17 protein-coding genes are annotated in these 22,112 nt (G+C 34.7%); 15 read left to right on the top strand and 2 right to left on the bottom strand.

The window, feature by feature from the left end; translation table 11 throughout:
* The first annotated feature begins 37 nt into the window (after positions 1 to 37).
* Both FP435_RS06415 and purB read left to right on the top strand, forming a co-directional pair.
* Positions 38 to 1,327 (top strand): adenylosuccinate synthase, encoded by a 1,290-nt coding sequence (locus FP435_RS06415; protein ID WP_265483377.1) that lies wholly within the window; start codon positions 38 to 40, stop codon positions 1,325 to 1,327.
* A 3-nt stretch (positions 1,328 to 1,330) separates the two neighbouring features.
* Entirely contained in the window at positions 1,331 to 2,626 is a 1,296-nt protein-coding gene (gene purB, locus FP435_RS06410) for an adenylosuccinate lyase (RefSeq protein ID WP_265483376.1), read from the top strand.
* A gap of 36 nt (positions 2,627 to 2,662) precedes the next feature.
* Here purB and FP435_RS06405 read toward each other — a convergent pair whose 3' ends face one another.
* Positions 2,663 to 4,213: an ABC-F family ATP-binding cassette domain-containing protein gene (locus FP435_RS06405; RefSeq protein ID WP_416209740.1), complete on the bottom strand. Its 1,551-nt coding sequence runs from the start codon at positions 4,211 to 4,213 to the stop codon at positions 2,663 to 2,665.
* Positions 4,146 to 4,589: an ATP-binding cassette domain-containing protein gene (locus FP435_RS08445; protein ID WP_416209739.1), complete on the bottom strand. Its 444-nt coding sequence runs from the start codon at positions 4,587 to 4,589 to the stop codon at positions 4,146 to 4,148. Before FP435_RS08445 ends, FP435_RS06405 begins: the two co-directional genes overlap by 68 nt.
* Positions 4,590 to 4,766: 177 nt before the next feature.
* Here FP435_RS08445 and FP435_RS06400 point away from each other — a divergent pair, with 177 nt between their 5' ends.
* The 13 genes from FP435_RS06400 to alaS all read left to right on the top strand — a co-directional run bounded on the left by FP435_RS06400 (position 4,767) and on the right by alaS (position 22,077).
* On the top strand, positions 4,767 to 5,402 hold the full coding sequence (locus FP435_RS06400; protein ID WP_265483375.1) for a redox-sensing transcriptional repressor Rex: 636 nt from the start codon (positions 4,767 to 4,769) through the stop codon (positions 5,400 to 5,402).
* Positions 5,403 to 5,527: 125 nt separating this feature from the next.
* A complete protein-coding gene (groES, locus tag FP435_RS06395; protein WP_265483374.1) occupies positions 5,528 to 5,812 on the top strand; it encodes a co-chaperone GroES in 285 nt (94 codons plus the stop codon).
* Between the two features lie 28 nt (positions 5,813 to 5,840).
* A complete protein-coding gene (groL, locus tag FP435_RS06390; RefSeq protein ID WP_265483373.1) occupies positions 5,841 to 7,469 on the top strand; it encodes a chaperonin GroEL in 1,629 nt (542 codons plus the stop codon).
* A 149-nt stretch (positions 7,470 to 7,618) separates the two neighbouring features.
* On the top strand, positions 7,619 to 10,192 hold the full coding sequence (gene mutS, locus FP435_RS06385) for a DNA mismatch repair protein MutS (protein ID WP_265483371.1): 2,574 nt from the start codon (positions 7,619 to 7,621) through the stop codon (positions 10,190 to 10,192).
* A gap of 2 nt (positions 10,193 to 10,194) precedes the next feature.
* The gene (mutL, locus tag FP435_RS06380) at positions 10,195 to 12,063 is read left to right on the top strand and encodes a DNA mismatch repair endonuclease MutL (protein ID WP_265483369.1); all 1,869 of its coding nucleotides are present in this window, start codon (positions 10,195 to 10,197) and stop codon (positions 12,061 to 12,063) included.
* Positions 12,064 to 12,071: 8 nt separating this feature from the next.
* Positions 12,072 to 12,650, top strand: coding sequence for a Holliday junction branch migration protein RuvA (gene ruvA / locus FP435_RS06375; RefSeq protein ID WP_265483368.1), 579 nt, complete (start codon positions 12,072 to 12,074; stop codon positions 12,648 to 12,650).
* Positions 12,651 to 12,685: 35 nt separating this feature from the next.
* Complete coding sequence (ruvB, locus tag FP435_RS06370) at positions 12,686 to 13,687, top strand: Holliday junction branch migration DNA helicase RuvB (protein ID WP_416202976.1); 1,002 nt, start codon at positions 12,686 to 12,688, stop codon at positions 13,685 to 13,687.
* Between the two features lie 68 nt (positions 13,688 to 13,755).
* Positions 13,756 to 14,169: a preprotein translocase subunit YajC gene (yajC, locus tag FP435_RS06365; RefSeq protein WP_265483367.1), complete on the top strand. Its 414-nt coding sequence runs from the start codon at positions 13,756 to 13,758 to the stop codon at positions 14,167 to 14,169.
* A gap of 87 nt (positions 14,170 to 14,256) precedes the next feature.
* Positions 14,257 to 15,705, top strand: a complete 1,449-nt coding sequence (gene zwf / locus FP435_RS06360; RefSeq protein WP_265483366.1) for a glucose-6-phosphate dehydrogenase — start codon at positions 14,257 to 14,259, stop codon at positions 15,703 to 15,705.
* On the top strand, positions 15,705 to 16,811 hold the full coding sequence (gene dinB / locus FP435_RS06355; protein ID WP_265483365.1) for a DNA polymerase IV: 1,107 nt from the start codon (positions 15,705 to 15,707) through the stop codon (positions 16,809 to 16,811). Before zwf ends, dinB begins: the two co-directional genes overlap by 1 nt.
* Positions 16,812 to 16,864: 53 nt before the next feature.
* Complete coding sequence (locus tag FP435_RS06350) at positions 16,865 to 17,827, top strand: DHH family phosphoesterase (protein WP_265483363.1); 963 nt, start codon at positions 16,865 to 16,867, stop codon at positions 17,825 to 17,827.
* Positions 17,805 to 19,196, top strand: a complete 1,392-nt coding sequence (locus FP435_RS06345; RefSeq protein ID WP_265483361.1) for a DEAD/DEAH box helicase — start codon at positions 17,805 to 17,807, stop codon at positions 19,194 to 19,196. Before FP435_RS06350 ends, FP435_RS06345 begins: the two co-directional genes overlap by 23 nt.
* A 232-nt stretch (positions 19,197 to 19,428) precedes the next feature.
* On the top strand, positions 19,429 to 22,077 hold the full coding sequence (alaS, locus tag FP435_RS06340) for an alanine--tRNA ligase (RefSeq protein ID WP_265483359.1): 2,649 nt from the start codon (positions 19,429 to 19,431) through the stop codon (positions 22,075 to 22,077).
* Positions 22,078 to 22,112: the final 35 nt, after the last annotated feature.

The raw sequence follows: 22,112 nt of genomic DNA, 5'->3' as shown, positions 1-22,112 counted from the left end.
ACTTAAAACAGTTTGTAAATTAGTGAGGAGAAATTCAATGACATCAGTTGCAGTTGTAGGAAGTCAATGGGGAGACGAAGGTAAAGGTAAGATTACTGACTTTTTGAGTAAAGAAGCTACGATGGCAGTTCGTTCAAATGGTGGTAACAATGCCGGTCATACAATCGAAATCGATGGTAAAGACTTTAAAATGCGTTTAATTCCTTCAGGAATTTTTGCGGCAAGTAAGGGTGCTGTGATTGGTAATGGTACTGTTATCAATCCTGAAGTTATGTTTGAAGAATTGGACAATCTTGAAAAAAACGGTATTGATACCAGTAAGTTAAGAATTTCAAATCGTGCTCACATTATTATGCCTTACCATATCAAGCAAGATGAATATCAAGAAGAAGCTAAAGGTGCAAATAAGATTGGTACTACTAAGAATGGAATTGGACCAGCTTATATGGATAAAGCTTCTCGGATTGGTATTCGAGTTTGTGATCTTTTAGAAAAAGATACTTTTGAAGAAAAATTACGTACTAATTTAAAAGAAAAGAACCAATTATTTACTAAGGTGTATGGTAAACCTGCACTTAAATTCGAAGATATTTTTGAAAAATATTTAGAATACGGGCAAAGAATGAAGAAGTATGTAACTGATACTTCTGTGTTAGTAAATGATGCTTTAGACAATAATGAAAAAGTCCTTTTTGAAGGTGCACAAGGAATTATGCTTGATATTGATGAAGGAACATATCCATTTGTTACTTCTTCAAATACAATTTCTGGAGGAATTGCTGCTGGAATTGGGGTAGGAGCTAATCGGATTGATCATGTAATTGGTGTATGTAAGGCTTATACTACACGAGTTGGTGCTGGTCCATTTCCAACTGAATTAACTAATGCAACTGGTGATAAAATTCGTGATATTGCACATGAATATGGTACAGTTACTGGCCGTCCACGTCGTGTGGGTTGGTTTGACTCAGTTGCTTTACGTCATGCTAAACGGGTGTCTGGTTTAAATGCTTTAAGTTTAAACTTACTTGATGTCTTTTCTGGTTTTGACACTGTTAAAATTTGTACTGCTTATGAACTAGATGGAGAAGAAATTGATTACTATCCTGCTAGTTTGAAAGAATTAGATCGTTGTAAGCCGGTTTATGAGGAATTACCTGCTTGGCAAGAAGATATTACGCAAGTAAAGAATTATGAAGATCTTCCTGAAAATGCTAAGAAGTTCTTGAAGCGTATTGAAGAAGTTACTGGTTTACCATTAGTGACTGTGTCAGTAGGACCAGATCGTGAACAAACTATTGTTATTAAGAATCCATGGGAAATGTAATAAATGCTTGAACGTTATACTCGCCCGGAAATGGGCAAAGTTTGGACAGATGAAAATCGCTACAATGCCTGGTTAAAGGTTGAAATTGCTGCAACGAATGCTTGGGCAGAATTAGGGGAAGTACCTGTTGAAGATGCCAAAAAAATTGCCGAAAAGGCTAGCTTCACTGCTGAAAGAGTAGCTGAATTAGAAGCAGTTACCCACCATGATGTAGTTGCTTTTACGCGTACTGTTTCTGAAAGTCTAGGTGCAGAAAAGAAATGGGTTCATTTTGGCTTAACTTCAACTGATGTTGTTGACACAGCACAAGGTGTTCTTTTAAAAGAAGCAGACGAAATTATTCGTCAGGATTTAGTAAAACTAAAAGAAACAATTGCGCAGAAAGCTCGAAAATATAAATATACTGTAATGATGGGTAGAACCCACGGAGTTCAAGCAGAACCTACTACTTTTGGATTAAAGCTTGCCCGCTGGTATGCAGAAATTGTTCGTGATATTGAACGCTTCGAACATGCAGCTAAAGGTGTAGAATCTGGTAAAATTTCAGGAGCTGTCGGAACTTTTGCTAATGTTCCACCTGCAGTAGAAACTAGTGTCTTAAAACAACTGGGTTTAACACAACAGCCAGTTACTTCTCAGGTTTTACCAAGAGATTTACATGCTGAATATATTGCAATGTTGGGCTTAATTGCAACGAGTATTGAAAACTGGGCTACAGAAATAAGATCTTTACAAAGGTCAGAAATTCATGAAGTTGAAGAACACTTTAGAGCAGGACAAAAGGGCTCTTCTGCAATGCCACATAAGCGTAATCCAATTGGTTCAGAAAACTTATCAGGGATGGCACGGGTAGTTCGTGGACATGTAATCACTGCTTACGAAGATGTAACTTTGTGGCATGAACGAGATATTTCTCATTCAAGTGCTGAAAGAGTGATTTTACCGGATACCACTATTGCAATTGATTATATGTTAAATCGTTTTAATCGGATTTTAACTAATTTAGATGTCTTTCCAGAAACAATGTTAAAAAATATGGATCGTACTTATGGCTTAATTTATTCACAACGAGTTCTACTAAAACTAATTGATGAAGCTGGACTTTCACGTGAAAAGGCCTATGATATGGTGCAAAAATTGACTGCAAAATCATGGAATGAACAAAAGCAATTCCGTCCATTAGTAGAAAATAGTGAAATTATGAATTATCTTTCTCCAGAAGATATTGCTGATGCCTTTGATTATCATTATCATTTACGGCATGTTGATGAAATTTTTGAAAAATGTGGGTTAAATTAAATAAGGTTCGTATCGAAAGTGATACGAACCTTATTTTTATTCAAATTTATCCAAAGCTTCAATTGCCTTTTCCCAGTCATTATTAGCTTGCTCAAGTTTTCCTTGGACTTCAGTTAGCTCTTCTTGCAAAGGACCTAACTTTTCAAAGGAAGCAGCAATTTCTGGATTAGCCATCTCAGTTTGAATTTCCTCTTCTCGATTTTCTAGTTCTTCGATTTGCTTTTCTGCATCTTTAATTGCACGCTCTAATTTTCTCTTTTGTGAATCACGCGCTTTTTGTTCTTGGTAAGAAAGCTTTGTCTTACTTTCAGAAGCAGGAGCAGAAGATGGAGAGGAGCTAGAGATACTTGTTTGAGCAGCAAGTTTCTCTTTTTCTCTTTCAGCAAGATAGTAAGAATAATTCCCCTCATAAAGTTTTGCATGACCATCACGTACAGAAATAATTTTATTAGCTAATTCGTTAATAAAGTAGCGGTCGTGAGAAACAAATAATAGTGTACCATCGTAATTGTTTAATGCAGATTCTAAAACTTCTTTAGCTTCAATATCTAAGTGGTTAGTTGGCTCGTCCATTAGCAAGAAATTATCATGTTCAAGTGATAATACAGTTAAAGTTAATCGAGCTTTTTGTCCTCCAGATAATTGTCCAACAGTTTTGTCAATATCTTTAGCAGTAAAAAGAAAACTAGCTAAAATAGAACGCACATCTTTTTCTGGCATTGTTTTGTGTCGATCCCAAATTGTGTCTAGCACTGTTTTAGAAGGGTCAAGTGTTTGTAATTCCTGATCGTAGTAACCCATATCTAAACTGGCTCCTAATTTAATTGAACCAGCTTTAGGCGTTAATTTGGCCACAACAGTTTTTAATAAAGTAGATTTACCAATCCCATTTGGCCCAATGATTGCTACCCGATCATTTTTATTAACTTGAAAATCAATATTTTCAACCATCGTTTTATCTGGATAGCCAATTGATAGATCTTTAGCAATTAAAACTTCTTTTCCAGATGGACGCTCACTTGAAAAATGAATTTTAACTTTATTTTTATGTTTAGGAGGAGTAATTCGTTCTAGTTTTTCTAGTTGTTTACGTCTACTTTGGGCGCGCTTAGTAGTAGAGGCTCTAACTAAATTCTTCTGGATAAACTCTTCTTCTTTTTTGATATGCTCTTGTTGTTTTTCATAAGCTGCTTCTTGCTGGGAATCCATCAATTCGCGCTCTTTAGTATATTGAGTATAGTTTCCCTTAAAAGTAGTAAGCCTGCCAAAATTTAATTCAAAAATTTCGTTGGTTAAATTATCTAAAAAGTATTGATCGTGAGATACAGTGACAATTGCACCTTGATAATTTTTTAGGAAACTTTCTAACCAATCTAGAGTGTCTAAATCCAAGTGGTTAGTTGGTTCGTCTAAAAGCAATAGAGGTGGTTTTTGTAATAGAAGTTTCACAAATGCTAATCTAGTTTTTTCACCACCAGATAAAGTCCCAATTACTTTTTCCCAGCTATTTTCTTTGAAGTTAAAACCGTTTAAAAACACTTTTAATTTCTGCTTGGTAAGTAAATCCGCCTTCTTGTTCAAAGTCATAAGCTAGTTGATCATAGCGTTTCAAAAGTTCTTGGTCTTCAGGGTGCTCAGCAATTTGAATTTGCATTTGGGTAATTTGCTTATTTTTTTGAATTAAATTTGCAAAAACAGATTCCATTTCATCCCAAATTGTATTTTTTTCGTTTAAGGCATTTTCCTGAGCAATATAACCAACTTTAATACCCTTGTTAATAGTGAAATTGCCACTGCTAGCCTCTTGCTGGCCAGTTAAAATTTTAAGTAGGGTAGTTTTTCCAGCTCCGTTAGGGCCGACAAGTCCAATCCGAGCGTTGTCAGGAATAGAAAAACTAACATTTGAAAAAATTGTATTTGCCCCAAAGCGTTGTTCGAGGTTTTGTGCTTGTCCAATAATCATATTTATCTCACTTCCTAATCAAATATTCTATCATAGTAATTCTAGAGGATTCTAGGTTTATAATCAGTAAAAATAATGCTTGTGAAAAAATCACTTGATTTTTAATTGATAAAGTGAGTATTATTAAGAAAATTAGTGAAAAATTCACATATTTTAACTGATTGAGAGGTTTATAAAATGGGAGAAATACCAAAAATTCCAAAAGCTACAGCTAGACGTTTACCACTCTATTATCGTTACTTAGTGTTTTTAGATGATGAAGGGAAAGAAAAAATTTCTTCAACTGAACTAGCTCAGGCTGTTCAAGTTGATAGTGCATCAATTCGTAGAGACTTTTCCTATTTTGGTGCACTTGGGAAAAGAGGATATGGCTATGATGTAAAAAGCTTATTGAAGTTTTTCAAGAAAATATTGAATCAAGATACGTTAACTAATGTAGCTTTGGTAGGTGTAGGTAATATGGGACATGCGCTTTTAAATTATAATTTTAAAAGAACTAATAATATCCGTATTTCTGCCGCTTTTGATATTAATCCAGAAATTACAGGTACGATCATGAGTGGGGTACCAGTTTACGATGTTAAAGAAATGAAGAAGCAACTTCGAGATCAGCAAATTGATATTGCAATTTTAGCAGTACCGCAAAATACTGCTCAAAAAACTACTGATGAGTTGGTAGAAGCTGGTATAAAAGGAATTATGAATTTTACTCCTATTCGACTTTCAGCTCCTGAAAGTGTTCGCATTCAGAATGTGGATTTAGCTACTGAGTTGCAGACCTTAATTTATTTTCTAGATGCTGAAAAAAATTAGCTTAAACATTTGGATCACATTATTTGCAATCAATTTCTAAAGAAGGTATTATTATAAATGTAAGTTAGCACTTAAGCTTTTTAAGTGCCAAAATATGATTTTTTATATAGCAGGAGGTAACTACCATGTTACAACCAATCGGTGATCGTGTAATTGTTAAAGTAAAAGAAGAAGCTGAAGAAAAAGTCGGAAAAATTGTGCTAGCTTCTAATGCAAAGCAAAAACCTCAAGAAGGTGAAGTTATTGCAGTTGGTGAAGGTAGACGTAATAGCAACGGTGATTTAATTCCAATGGAAGTTGCTAAAGGCGAAACTGTATTTTTTGATAATTATGCTGGCACTAAGTTGACTTATGATGGTGAAGAATACTTAGTACTTCACGAAGGCGACATTTTAGCAGTTATTAGATAAAAAATTAAATTAAAAGGTGGCATTTAAAATGGCAAAAGATATTAAATTTTCTGAAAAAGCAAGACGTTCACTTTTAAACGGTGTTGATAAATTAGCTGATACTGTTAAAACAACTTTAGGACCTAAGGGTAGAAATGTTGTTTTACAAAAGAGTTATGGTGCTCCAGAAATTACCAATGATGGTGTTACTATTGCTAAAAATATCGAATTAGAAAATAACTTTGAAAATATGGGTGCACAATTAGTTGCTGAAGCTGCCCAAAAGACTAATGATATTGCTGGTGATGGTACTACTACTGCAACTGTTTTAACACAAGCAATTGCTCAAGAAGGTATGAAGAATGTTACTGCAGGTGCAAACCCAGTTGGAATTAGACATGGTATTGAAATTGCTACTAAAGCTGCAGTTGATGAATTACACAAGATTAGTCACAAAGTAAGTTCAAAGGCTGAAATTGCTCAAGTTGCTTCTGTTTCTTCAGCTTCAAAAGAAGTTGGTAAGCTTATTGCTGATGCAATGGAAAAAGTTGGTAATGATGGTGTTATTACTATTGAAGAATCAAAGGGTATCAACACTGAATTATCAGTAGTTGAAGGGATGCAATTTGATCGTGGTTACTTATCACAATACATGGTAACTGATAACGATAAAATGGAAGCTGACTTAGATAACCCTTATATCTTAATTACTGATAAGAAGATTTCTAACATTCAAGACATCTTGCCATTATTACAAGAAATTGTACAACAAGGTAAGAGTTTGTTAATTATTGCAGATGATGTTGATGGGGAAGCTTTGCCAACTCTTGTTTTAAACAAGATTCGTGGTACTTTCAATGTTGTAGCAGTTAAAGCACCTGGCTTTGGTGACCGTCGTAAAGCTATGCTTGAAGATATTGCAATTTTAACTGGTGGTACTGTAATTTCTTCAGATCTTGGTCTTGAATTAAAAGATACTAAGATTGATCAATTAGGTACTGCAGGTAAAGTTACTGTTACTAAGGATACTACCACTATTGTTGAAGGTGGCGGTTCTAAGCAAGCTATCGAAGAACGTGTTGAACAAATCAAGAAGCAAATTGCTGATACAACTTCTGACTTTGATCGTGAAAAATTACAAGAACGTCTTGCAAAACTTGCTGGTGGTGTTGCAGTAATTAAAGTTGGTGCAGCTACTGAAACTGAATTGAAGGAAAAGAAATACAGAATCGAAGATGCCTTAAACGCAACCCGTGCCGCTGTTGAAGAAGGTTATGTTGCAGGTGGTGGTACTGCATTAGTTGATGTCAAGAAAGCCATCCAAGACAGTGTAAAGGGCGACAGCGAAGATGCCGAAACAGGTGTAAAGATTGTAATGCGTGCTTTAGGTGCCCCTGTTCGTCAAATTGCTGAAAACGCAGGTAAAGACGGTGCTGTTATCTTAGATCACTTAGAACATGAAAAACCAGAAATTGGTTACAATGCAGCTACTGATAAGTGGGAAAACATGGTAGAAGCTGGAATTATTGACCCAACTAAGGTTACACGTTCAGCACTCCAAAATGCTGCTTCAATCGCCGCATTAATGTTAACTACTGAAGCTGTTGTAGCTGATCTTCCAAAGAAAGATGATGATGCTCCAGCTGCTCCAGCAAACCCAGGTATGGGCATGATGTAATAAAATTTAATCAATTAAAGTTTTAAAAGAAGATCCAAAAGGGATCTTCTTTTTTAGTGTAAAATAGAGTTAGAACTACTCAAGTTTAAATTTTGGAGATTTTTCGTTATAATAGAACATAGTTTCGCTTAAAGGAAAGGCTAAAATTCATGGTCAAAAAAAGTACAACTCCAATGATGGAACAATATTATCAAATAAAAAATCAGTATCCAGACGCTTTTTTATTTTATCGTGTTGGAGATTTTTATGAACTTTTTGAAGAAGATGCAGTAAAAGGAGCACAATTATTAGAGTTGACTTTAACTCATCGTTCCAATAAAACAGAAAATCCAATTCCTATGGCTGGAGTTCCGCATATGGCAGTTGATACTTATGTTAATACTTTGGTAGAAAAAGGCTATAAAGTAGCAATTTGTGAACAATTAGAAGATCCTAAATCATCTAAAGGGACAGTAAAAAGAGGAATTATCCAATTAGTGACGCCGGGAACAATGATGGATTCGCGTCCAGATCAGGCTAAAGAAAATAATTATCTAACTTCTTTAGTTTCAACGAATTCTGGCTTTGGACTAGCCTATAGTGATTTGTCGACCGGGGAAACTTTTGCGACAAAATTAAATACTTGGGAGGAAATTGCTAACGAACTTTTATCATTACAAACTAAAGAATTAGTTTATGGTGGATCATTAACTGAAAATCAAAAAGATTTTTTGAAAAAAGCTAATATAACTATTTCACAGCCTGTAGAATTACAAGAAAACCATGCTGAAGTTTCTTATGTATTGCAGAAGTTAGAGGATGAGACAGAAATACTAGCAGTAAGGCAGCTGGTAGGATATTTATTGGCAACTCAAAAAAGAAGCCTAGCTCACTTACAAATTGCTCAAAGTTATCAACCAAATCAGTATTTACAAATGTCTCATACTGTTCAAACAAATTTAGAACTGATTAAATCTGCTAAAACAGGGAAAAAAATGGGATCTTTGTTTTGGTTATTAGATAAAACCAATACAGCAATGGGTGGTAGACTCTTAAAAACATGGATTGAACGTCCACTTTTATCAAGATCCAAAATTTTAGAGCGTCAAAATTTAGTTCAAGCACTTTTAGATAATTACTTTGCTCGGGAAGCCGTAGTAGAAGAATTAAAAGGTGTTTACGATTTAGAAAGATTAACTGGAAAAATAGCCTTTGGCTCAGTTAATGCCCGAGAAATGCTTCAACTTTCGAACTCTTTGGCAGCTGTTCCCAAAATTTTAGATGTTTTGAAAGAAACTGGTGATGAAGCATTAGAGAAATTCGCCAGTCAAGTAGATGATTTAGAGGCAGTTCAAGATTTGATCAAAAAGACGATTGTTGATACACCACCTTTATCTACGACTGAAGGTGGAATTATTCGTGCCGGCGTATCCAGCCAATTAGACCGCTATCGTGATGCAATGATCAATGGAAAAAAATGGATTGCAGATATGCAAGAACACGAGCGAGAAGTAACGGGGATTAGTAAATTAAAAGTAGGCTACAACAAGGTTTTTGGTTATTATTTAGAAGTGACAAATTCTAATAAAGATAAAGTACCAACAGATCGTTACACGCGTAAACAAACTTTAACAAATGCAGAACGCTATATTACACCAGAGCTAAAGGAACATGAAAGTTTAATATTAGAAGCAGAGGCTAAGTCAACAGATTTAGAGTATGAATTATTTGTTCACTTGCGTGATACTGTTAAAAAATATATTCCAGCTTTACAAAAACTAGCTAAGCAATTGGCAAGTTTGGATATTTTTACTGCTTTTGCAATTGTAAGTGAACAAAATAATTACGTGCGTCCATCGCTGACGCAGACAACTGATATTAAAGTAAAGGCAGGGCGACATCCCGTAGTTGAAAAGGTATTAAGTGCAGGAAGTTATATTCCTAATGATATAATTATGGATCATGAAACTAACATCTTTTTAATTACTGGCCCTAACATGTCTGGTAAGTCTACGTATATGCGACAAATGGCGTTAATTGCAATTATGGCTCAAATTGGTTGCTTTGTTCCAGCTGATGAAGCGACTTTACCAATTTTTGACCAAATATTCACAAGAATTGGAGCAGCCGATGACTTGATTTCAGGTCAAAGTACTTTTATGGTAGAGATGAGTGAAGCTAATGATGCATTACAACATGCCAGTGCTAGATCATTAGTCTTATTTGATGAAATTGGACGCGGAACGGCAACTTATGATGGAATGGCGCTTGCAGGTGCAATTGTTAAATATCTTCATGATATGGTTGGCGCAAAGACTCTTTTTGCGACTCACTACCATGAATTAACATCTTTAGAACAAAGCTTATCCCATTTAAAGAATATTCATGTAGGAGCAAGTGAAGAAAATGGTAAATTAATTTTTCTTCACAAAATTTTGTCAGGACCTGCTGATCAATCCTATGGAATTCACGTAGCTCAACTAGCAGGACTGCCAGCAGGAGTATTAAAGCAGGCAACTGTAATGCTCCGAAAACTGGAAACTCAAAGTAAGAATGAAGATTTTTCCGAAAATAATACGCAATTAGACCTGTTTGAAAAAGAGCCTGAAAATTCTCAATTAACTTCAGAAGAGCAAGAGCTTTTGGATGAGATTAAGAATACTTACTTAGCTGATAAAACTCCTCTTGAAGTAATGCAATTAGTAGCCCAATGGCAAAAAGAACTCAATAAAAAGAAGGACTAAATATGAGTATCCAAGAACTTCCACAAGAACTTACTAATCAAATTGCTGCTGGAGAAGTAATCGAGCGTCCAGCGAGTATTGTAAAAGAATTGGTAGAAAATTCATTAGATGCTGGAAGTAAAAAAGTAAGAATTGAATTTGAAAATGCAGGCTTAAAGAAAATCAGTGTGCAGGATGATGGTGTAGGAATTGCTAAAGATGAAATAGATTTAGCTTTTAAGCGTCATGCCACTAGTAAAATTAAGACAGAAAGGGACCTCTTTAATATCTCTACCTTAGGATTTCGTGGAGAAGCATTAGCTTCAATGGCTGCGGTGGCAAAAGTTGAAATTGAAACAAGCTTGAAAGATCAACCAGGTGTGAAAGCTTTATTTCAAGGCGGAAAAAAAATTAATCAGGAAACTTTTCCACCAATTTCAGGTACTAAAATCTCTGTTAAAGATCTTTTTTATAATACGCCAGCCCGCTTAAAATATTTAAAGTCAGAAAAAACTGAAGTTTTGAAAATAGTAGACATTGTCAATCGCTTAGCTTTGGGGCATCCTGAAATTAGTTTTACATTAGTTAATAATGGCAAAGTTTTATTGGCGACTTTTGGTAAAAATAATTTGCGTCAGGATGTAGCAAAGATTTACAGTCGTAATATTGCAGAAAAAATGTATGAAGTTAAAGCGCAAAGTCCAGATTTTGAAATAAGAGGCTTAGTATCGGATCCGGATCATACTAGGTCAAATCGAAGTTTTATTACTCTTTTATTAAATGGGCGTTATATTAGAAACTATCAATTAACACAAGCTATCTTAGAAGGATATAAAAATAAACTGCAAGCTGGTAGGTTTCCGATTGCAATTATTGATATTAAACTAGACCCACTTTTAGTCGATGTTAATGTTCATCCTACTAAACAAGAAGTTAGACTTTCAAAAGAACAGGAGCTAGAGCATTTAATTACTAAAGCAATTGCTAAAAAGATCACTGGTTCAAAGCAAGAAAGTTTAGGAGTAGAAAAATTATATCGTAAATCTACTCAAACTAATGTAGATCAGTTGAAAATGAACATTGGTAGGGATATTGTTAACACTGTACGACCAACACCTGTAAAGTTAGATGTAGCTAGTGAAGAGCTACAGGTGAGTGATCAACATAGTAAATTTGTTACATTAAATCAGATTCGTAATGATGATAAATATGTAGTAACTTCTAGCTGGGATGAAAATGTTATGATTCAACAAACATTATCGCCTTTTAAGCAGGAAGAAAAAGAAGCTATAGTTGTAACAGATGAAGAGGAAGTTTTAAAGCAAAACTTACCAGAGTTAAAATTTATTGGGCAAACTAAGAGTTATCTTTTAGCTAGTCAAGAAGACGATTTATATTTAATTGAGCCTTTAAATGCTTTGAGACGTTTAAGTTACGATGAAATATACCAACAATTTAAAGATAAAAAGATTAATCAACAAAGTTTATTAAAACCGGCAGTTTTAGAATTTTCAAATCTTGATTATTTAAAGATTAAGGAAAATTTGGCGAGCTTAAAAGAGTTAGGGATTGAGTTAGAAGACTTTGGGCAGAATTCTTTTTTGCTGGCCGCTTACCCAGTTTGGATTGGGGATGACTTTGAAAAACATGTTCGGACAATGATTAATATATATTTTGATTATTCTGAAAATACGACAAAGTTGTTTACGGAATTAACTTCGATGATCACAAAAGAAAAAGTTAAAAGAAGAAAAAAGCTTACTGATAGTGAAGCCAAAGAATTAGTGGACAGATTAGCTAAGAGTACTGATCCTTATCATGATGGAGATGGCGAAGTTATTATTGTCAAATTGACAAAAAATGATCTAAATAAGATGTTTAAAAGTAGGTAATTAAAAGAATGTATGAATTTTTAGAAGGAATAATTGCGCAAGTTAATCCCGCTTATATTGTGATTAATGTAAATGGAGTAGGATATAAAGTTTTTTCGCCAACGCCTTTTAATTATGAAGAAGGGGAAAAAACAAGAGTTTTTATTGAACAGATTGTAAGAGAAAATTCAATTTTGCTTTATGGATTTGCGACTGTAGCAGATAAAGATCTGTTTTTAAAATTGCTTTCAGTTTCTGGAATTGGTCCTAAATCAGCTTTAGCAATTATGGCTGCGGAAGATAGTGAATCACTGGCAAGTGCGATTGAAGATGGAGAAGTCAAATATCTAACTCGTTTTCCTGGAGTGGGGAAGAAGACGGCTTCCCAGATTGTTTTGGATCTTAAAGGTAAATTAGGCTCACACGTTAAAAAGAGTTTGCCAGCCAAAAATTTATCTCCAGAATTACAAGATGCATTGTTGGCTTTTGTAGCTTTAGGATATACTCAAAAAGAAGTAGATCGAATTACTCCAAAGCTAGCACAATTTGCTGAAAAAAGTGCGGATGAATATATCAAGAAAGGCTTAAGCTTACTTTTGAAAAAATAGATTAAATAATTAAGTGAAATAAGGAAGTGATAATTGTGCAAGATGATAGAATAATTGAACCAGAAAGTAGTTATGAAGATGATGAAGTAGAGTTATCTTTACGGCCAAAGTTTTTGCGTCAATATATTGGTCAGGAAAAGGTAAAACAAGAATTGACTGTATATATTAAAGCTGCTCAAAAGAGGGATGAAGCGTTAGATCATGTGCTTTTATACGGACCACCAGGTTTAGGTAAAACAACTTTAGCGTTTGTAATTGCTAATGAGATGGGGGTTAATTTAAAAAGTACTTCAGGACCTGCAATTGAAAAGGCAGGTGACTTAGTTGCTTTGTTATCAGAGTTGGAGCCCGGAGATGTTCTATTTATTGATGAAATTCACCGTTTAGCTAAGCAAGTTGAAGAAGTTTTGTATTCGGCTATGGAAGATTACTATGTAGATATTGTAGTTGGTGAGGGCCAAACAAGTCACCCTGTTCATATTCCTCTGCCACCTTTTACTTTAATTGGGGCTACAACCCGGGCGGGGCAGTTATCTGCACCCCTACGTGATCGTTTTGGAATTGTGGAACATATGCAGTACTACGATGTAGAAGATTTAGACCAAATTATTAGACGTTCTAGTCAAGTTTTCAATACGCACATAGATCCTGAAGCAGCAGTTGAGTTAGCAAGAAGGTCGCGGGGAACCCCTCGAATAGCTAATCGGTTACTGAAACGTGTGCGAGATTTTGCTGAAGTCAAAGAAGAAGAAAGTATTAGTTTTTCCACTACGCAACATGCTTTACTTCAACTAGAAGTTGATGATGAAGGGTTAGATCAAACTGACCGAAAAATTTTGAGTGTAATGATTAATAACTATGATGGTGGACCAGTCGGAATCAAGACCTTGGCTGCTAATATTGGAGAAGATCGGGACACAATTGAAGAAGTTTATGAACCTTATCTTTTGCAAAAAGGCTTTTTGATTAGAACACCACGGGGACGGGCAGTAACCGAAAAAGCCTATTTACAACTAGGTCTGAAACCTAGAGACTAATACTAATATTTTTTGTAATAGTAAGGTATAATAAACTATATAATTATTATTTTATGAGGTGAATTATTTTGGATACACTTTTTTTAGCACAAAAAGCTGCTGGTGGTAATAATATTTTCATGATTGTTATTTTCATCGTGTTTATTGCATTCTTTTACTTTGCCATGCTTCGTCCACAAAAGAAGCAACAACAAAAAAGAATGGAAATGATGTCAGAATTGAAAAAAGGCGATCGTGTTATTTTAGTAGATGGTCTTCATGCAAAAATTGACTCTATTAACAAGCAAGATAATACAATTGTTGTTGATGCGGATGGTATTTTGTTGACTTTTAGTAGAATGGCTATTCGTCAAGTTATGCCAAATGAGGAACAACCTGTTGATGTGGAAAAACAAGAAGCAGAAGATTCTTCCTCTTCAAATGACGATAAAGAGACTACTAAGAAATCTGATTCAAAACAAGAAGAAAAAGATGAAGATTAATAAAAAGCGTCGTTTGACGCTTTTTTTACTACTCTTTAGTGCGGTAAAATTAAAGATAAAGTAATGAATGTGGAAGGAGTTACACCGATGAAAGAAGTTTCAACTATTGTAATTTTATTTGGTGGATCAGGTGATTTAGCTCATCGAAAATTATATCCTGCTTTATATAGCTTATATCAACAAGGTTTAATAAAAAATCATTTTGCTGTAATTGGGACAGCACGGCGCCCTTGGTCTCATGAATATTTTCAAAATCAAGTGGTAAAGGCAGTTAAAGAAGCAAACGGAAATGTTGAAGAAAAAGAAGTTAAAGAATTTGCTTCCCATTTTTACTACCAATCTCATGATGTAACTGACGTAGAGCATTATATTGCTTTAAAAGAATTAGCAAGTGAACTAGATAAAAAGTATCAGGCACAAGGTAATCGTATTTTTTATATGGCAATGGCCCCTCACTTTTTTGAAACAATTGCTTCTCACATTAAGGATCAGCAATTACTTGGCAGTGGTTTTAATCGCTTAGTGATTGAAAAACCATTTGGTCATGATTTAGCAACTGCTGAAAAGTTGAATCAAGCAATTTCTGCATCCTTTCCAGAAGATACAGTTTATCGAATTGATCACTATTTAGGAAAAGAAATGGTTCAAAATATTATGCCATTTCGTTTTTCAAATTCTTTGATTGAAAAAATTTGGAATAAAAATACCATTAACAATATTCAAGTAACTTTAGCAGAAAGTCTTGGAGTTGGTACTAGAGGTGGATATTATGATGGAGCCGGGGCTTTAAGAGATATGGTTCAAAATCATATTTTCCAAATTATTACCTTACTTGCGATGGGTAGACCTTCTGACCTAACTTCAGAAGCTATTCACCAGAAAAAGCAAGAGTTACTTGCAAGTCTAGTAATCCCAACTCCAGCAGAGATAAAAAAATCTTTTGTAAGGGGTCAATATTTGGCTGGTAGCAATCATCCTGATTATCGACATGAAGATCAAGTTGATGAAAACTCAATGACAGAGACTTTTGTAGCAGGGAAAGTTCAGTTTGCGGCAGGCCCAGTGGCTCAAATTCCAATTTATTTTAGAACTGGAAAAGATATGAAAGAAAAACTTTCTCGTATTGATATAGTTTTAAATAAAGAGCAACCACTCTATGGAGAAGCCAAAGAAGATGTGATTTCAATTATTATTGATCCAGTAGCCGCAATTTCAATGATGATTAATGGAAAAAAGATTACTGGTTCGGCATTAAGATTAGAAAATATAAACTATGAATTTTCAAGCAAGGAAATGGATGAAGTGCCAGATGGTTATGTTCGCCTACTCAGAGATGTCTTTTTAGCGGATCGTACTAATTTTACTCATTGGCAAGAATTAAAACAGTATTGGAAATTCGTCGATGCGGTTGAAGAAACTTGGCAAATAGAAAATGAGTCTGGAGCAGAAATGGACTTTTATCATCCTGGTGAAATGGGGCCAAAGAAAGCAGATGATATTTTTGAAAGTTCTGATCAACACTGGATTTTTAATTAATGAAAGAATTTTTACCCCAAAATAATACTTCTCGTAAAATAATACATTTAGATATGGATGCATTCTATGCTGCAGTTGAGATGCAAGAAAACCCAACTTTAAAGAAAAAAGCATTAGTTGTCGGGCATGATCCCCGGAAGTATCATGGACATGGAGTAGTGGCTACTGCTAATTATGAAGCAAGAAAGTATGGGGTTCATTCGGCAATGCCTACAGCAAAAGCTTTAAAGCTAGTTCCTAAGGAAAAGCTAGTTTTTGTTTCTCCTAACTTTACAAAATATCGAGCTATTTCAAAACAGATTCATGCCTTAATGTATCAGGTAACTGATCAAGTTGAATCCATAGCTTTAGATGAGGCATATTTAGATGTAACAGAAAACAAATTAAAGAAACCTGCCTTGCAAGTGGCAAGTTGGCTCCAACAAAAAATCTATCAAGAAACAGGACTTACATCTTCTTTTGGTGTTACGTATAATAAATTTTTGGCAAAAATGGCTTCGGAATATGCCAAACCTTTTGGAAGAACAGTAATTTTGCCCGAAGATGCGCTTGAATTTTTAGAGCAGCAGCCAATTGAAAAATTTCCCGGAATTGGGAAAAAGACTCAGCAGCAACTTCATGATTTAAATATTTATACCGGAAAAGATTTACAGAATGCTTCAGTTTTATTTTTAATGGAAAAGTTTAAAAAGCTTGGTTATGCAATGGCCTTACATGCCCATGGCATTGATTTAACACCTGTAAAAAAAGATAGGTTAAGAAAGTCACTTGGGACTGAACGTACTTTTGATCCAATTATTTATGATAAAAATCAAGCATTAACGATTTTACGTGGATTTTGTGAAAACCTTTCAGAAAAACTTGTGGCACAAAATTTACAAGCCCAGGTAGTGGTTTTAAAAATTAGAAATAATGATTTTGAAACTCTTACCAAAAGAAGGCAACTAGCTAAACCAAGTAATAATGGAATTGAATTTTATCAAACAGTTAAAAGTTTGCTTGATAAAACTGATAATTTCTTTACTAATGGGGTTCGTTTACTAGGAGTAACCGCAGGGACCTTAGTTAATAAGAAATTTGAAGAAGTTAAATTAGATCTTTTCTAAAAAAATTGGACTTAAGTTAAAATTAAAGTAAGGAAATTAAGGAGGAATTTCAATTGAATACTTTTGATGAAATTTACGAAAAGATAAAAGAATATCCAACAATAATTATTCACCGTCATACTAGTCCTGACCCAGATGCATTAGGTTCTCAAGCTGGATTAGCGAGATCTTTAAAACTTGCTTTTCCTGATAAAAAGATTTTATGTGCTGGAGAAGAAGTAGGAGATTTGGATTGGATTAACGCTATGGATGAGGTAACAGATGCAGATTATCAAGGAGCATTGGTAATTACAGTGGATACTGCCAATACTCCAAGAGTTTCTGATCAACGTTATGATCAAGGTGATTTATTAATAAAAATAGATCACCATCCAGATGTAGATCCATATGCAGATATGAGCTATGTAGATCCAGAAAAACCAGCAGCTGCAGAGATCGTATATGACTTCTTAAAAGCTGAAAAACTTCCGCTTCCTAAGGAGGTAGCTTATCCTTTATATGCAGGAATTGTTGGGGATACTGGGAGATTCATGTACTCTGAAACAAGTCCCCATACTTTTGAAGTTGCAGCTGAATTAGCAAACACTGGAATTAATATTAATGAAATTGCTCGTAATATTTCTGATGTGTCTTTAGCACAGGCTAAACTACAAAATTCAGTAATTGATTTGATGAAAGTTGATCCAAGTGGTGCTGCATATGCGATTATTACCCAAGAACAATTAAAGAAATTAGGAATGACTTTTGAACAAGCTTCAGTTACTGTGTCTACTCCTGGAAGAATCAAAGAAATTATGGCATGGAATGTTTTTGTAGAAAATCCTGATGGAACTTACCGAGTTCATTATCGCTCTAAAGGCCCCATTATTAATCAATTAGCTGCAAAGCATGATGGAGGTGGACATGCATTAGCTAGTGGTGCTAAAGCAAAAGATCTCGATGAAGTAAAACAAGTATTTGAAGAATTAGTAGAAGTTGTGAGAGATTATAACAATGAACACAGAACAAACAAGTAATCTTTTTCAAGATGAAAAAATTAGGCCAGAATTAAGAACAGGTCTTAAAAAAATTGATTTTAAAAATCCTACGGAAGTACAAGCAGCAGTTATCCCTAAGCTTTTAATAGGTGATAATGTTGTAGTGCAAGCAGCAACAGGATCTGGAAAAACTCATGCTTATTTAATTCCAATTTTGAATATGATCGATGAGCAAGCTCCAGTAACGCAAGCTGTAGTAACTGCACCAAGTAGAGAACTAGCAAACCAACTTTATAAGGTTGCCCGTCAGCTTAGGGATGCAGCTGGTCTAGATATTTCTATTGAATATTTAGGAGGGGGTAATGACCGCTCACGTCAAATAGCTAAAGCTGAAAATAGAGCTCCTCAATTGATAATTGCTACTCCAGGACGATTACATGACTTTGTTTCTAAGAAAGTGATTAGTTTAGAAAAGGTAAAAGCCTTTGTAATAGATGAAGCAGATATGACGCTTGATATGGGCTTTTTACAAAATATGGATGAAGTAATGAGTAAATTGCCAAAAGATGCAATTTTAAGTGCATTTTCTGCTACTATTCCAGTTAAATTAGAGAACTTTTTAAGAAAGTATATGACTAAGCTGGAATTTATAGTGATTGATAATCCAGCAGTCATTGCTCCAACTATTCAAAATGATTTAATTGATGTTGGTTCTAAAGATAAAAAAGAGTTGTTGTACAAATTACTAACGATGGGTCAGCCATATTTGGCACTTGTTTTTGCTAATACTAAAAAAACAGTTGATGAATTGGCAGCCTATCTGGAAAACCAAGGTCTCAAAGTTGCTAAGATCCATGGTGGAATTACTGAAAGAGAAAGAAAAAGAATTATCCGCCAGGTGCGTGAAGGCCAGTATCAATATGTGGTAGCTAGTGATTTAGCTGCTAGAGGAATTGATGTACCTGGGGTAAGTTTGGTAATAAATTATGAAATTCCTAAAGAACTTGAATTTGTAATTCACCGGATAGGAAGAACTGGCCGTAATAATTTACCAGGTCATGCGATTACGTTAATTTATGATGATGAAATGGCTGATGTAGAAGATTTAGAAAAGCTTGGTATCCATTTTGATTTTAAAGAATTAAAAAATGGTGAATTAGTGGAGAGAACTCACCACCATCGTCGTGAAAATCGCCGTGTAAGAAATCACAAACTTGATAACCGAATGGTTGGAATGGTTAAAAAGGCTAAAAAGAAGCGTAAACCAGGCTATAAGAAGAAAATTCAAGAAGCAATAAAAAAAGATCGTCAGCAAAAGCGAAAATTAGAAGAAAGACACTTAGTTCGAAAAGCTAAGAGAAAGCGTAAGCGTGAGCGTGAACAAGCTAGAAACAACTTTGAAAACTAAGTGAATTGTAGTAAAATAAAGCATAAATAGGATATATTTTTAGAAAAGTATTTAAAAGAGAGGACTAGTTGGTGGAAATTGTCTAAATTACTTTCTAAAAATGCTCCCTAGTAATTTTGAATTTATTTTTAATAAAAGAGGTAACAAACACTGTTGCAAACAAGGTGGTACCGCGCAAGTAGATTGCGTCCTTGAAGAAGCAATGGTGTTTTTATTTATAGGAGAAATTAATATGAAGAAATTGACTAGTGCACAAGTACGTCAAATGTTCTTAGACTTTTTTAAAGAAAAGGGTCATATGGTAATGCAAAGCGCATCCCTTATTCCTCAAGATGACCCAACTTTACTCTGGATTAATTCTGGAGTTGCAACAATGAAGAAATACTTTGATGGTTCAGTTGTACCAAAGAATCATCGAATTACTTCTTCTCAAAAATCAATTAGAACAAATGATATCGAAAATGTCGGTAAAACTGCTCGTCACCAAACCTTCTTTGAAATGCTTGGTAACTTTTCAGTTGGTGATTACTTTAAAAAAGAAGTTATTCCTTGGGCATGGGAATTCTTAACTAGTCCTAAATGGTTAGGATTAGATCCAAATAAGTTATATGTTACAATTTATCCAAAAGATACCGACGCTTACCACATGTGGCATGATGTAGTAGGTTTACCAGATGACCATATTGTTAAATTAGAAGAAAATTTCTGGGATATTGGTGAAGGCCCTTGTGGTCCTGATTCAGAAATTTTTTATGACCGCGGTCAAGAAAATAATGATGTGGCTGAAGATGATCCAGAAAACTTCCCAGGTGGAGAAAATGCGCGTTACTTGGAAATCTGGAATATTGTTTTCTCACAATACAACCACTTGCCAAATGGTGAATATATAGATCAACCTCATAAAAACATTGATACCGGTATGGGATTAGAACGTGTGGTATCAATTATTCAAGATGCTCCAACTAACTTTGAAACTGACTTATTTATGCCTTTGATTCATGCCACTGAGAAGTTAAGTGATGATAAAAAATATGCTACTAATGCTGAAGATGATGTAGCATTTAAGATTATTGCCGATCATGTTCGTGCAGTAAGTTTTGCTATTGGAGATGGGGCTCTTCCATCTAACTCAGGCCGTGGTTATGTTTTACGTCGCTTAATTAGACGTGCAGATTTAAATGGTCAACGATTAGGAATTAAAGGTGCCTTTTTATATAAATTGGTTCCTGTAGTTGGCGAAATCATGAAGAGCCATTATCCAGAAATTGTTGATCAGCAAGAATTTATTCAAAAGGTAATTAAGAACGAAGAAGAGAGATTCCAAGAAACTTTATCTTCAGGATTGAACTTATTAGATAATTTAATTGCAAAAGCTAAAGCAGATGGCTCAAATAAGATCAGTGGTAAAGATGCCTTTAAGTTATTTGATACTTATGGCTTCCCATATGAATTAACTTTTGAAGCTGCTCAAGATGCAGGTTTGGAAGTAGATAAAGATGGTTTTGATAAGGAAATGCAAGCCCAAAAAGATCGTGCGCGCAATGCACGTGGTAACTTGCAATCTATGGGATCACAAGATGAGACTTTGATGAACATCAAAGATAAGAGTGAATTTGAGTATGGAACTTTACAAGAGGACCATGCTAAGTTGATCGATATTATCGTTGATGACCAATTAGTAGATAGTGCTGATGGAGATCATGCAACATTAATTTTTGATAAAACTCCATTCTATGCAGAACGTGGTGGTCAAGTTGCAGATCATGGTGAAATTTTAAATCAAAAGGGCGAATTAGTTGCTAAAGTAACTGATGTACAACATGCACCAAATGATCAAAACTTACATTTTGTTGATGTTGTTTTACCTTTAAAGAAAAATGAAGAATATATTTTAAAGGTTGATCAAAAACGTCGTCGCGGCTTAAAGCATAACCATACTGCAACTCACTTATTGCATGCTGCTTTGCGTGAAGTTTTAGGAGAACATACTCACCAAGCAGGATCTTTAGTTGAACCAGATTATTTGAGATTTGACTTTACTAGTCTAGAACCAATGACTAAAGCAGAGCTAGCTAATGTTGAAAAATTGGTGAATGAAAAGATTTGGGAAGAAATTCCGGTTCAAACAACAGTTACTGATCCAGAAACAGGACTTAAAATGGGAGCTCTTGCCTTATTTGGTGAAAAATATGGTGACAGTGTTCGCGTAGTGAAAATTGATGACTTTTCAACTGAATTTTGTGGTGGTACTCACTCCGAAAATACTGCTCAAATTGGCATGCTTAAGATTGTTTCAGAATCAGCAGTTGGTGCAGGAGTTAGAAGAATTATTGCAGTAACTGGACCAGAAGCCTATAATTATGTGACTGAACATGATGAGATCTTAAAGAAAGTCCAAGATCAAGTAAAGGCTCCAAAGGTTGAAGAAGTTCAAGCTAAAGTAACAAACTTGGAAGATGATTTAAAGGCTTCTCAAAAAGAAGTTGCTCAATTAAAGGCTAAGATTAACCAAGCAAAAGCAGGTGATATCTTTAATAATGTGAGAGAAGTTAAAGATTTGAGTATCATTGCTGAGATTGTTGATGTTGAAGGCATGGGTGATTTAAGAAACCTAGCCGATAATTGGAAAAGTTCAAATAAGTCAGATATTTTAGTTTTAGCAGCTGATGTAAATGGAAAAGCTAATATGGTAATTAGCTTAGATGATAAAGCATTGAAGGCTGGTCTAAAAGCAGGAGATTTGATTAAAGCAGCTGCTCCATTATTTGGTGGTGGCGGTGGTGGTCGCCCTAATATGGCTCAAGCAGGTGGAAAGAATCCAGCTGGGTTAAAAGATGCTATCGAAAAAGTGATTAGTGAAGTTGAAAGTAAACAAAATTAATTGAGTTCAATTAATAATTCAAGTAAAATTAAAGA

It is taken from the genome of Lactobacillus sp. PV037 (assembly GCF_014522345.1).
GTDB lineage: Bacteria > Bacillota > Bacilli > Lactobacillales > Lactobacillaceae > Lactobacillus.
The sequence above is the reverse complement of the archived record's forward strand: the minus strand, read 5'-3'. Positions and strand labels throughout refer to the sequence as shown.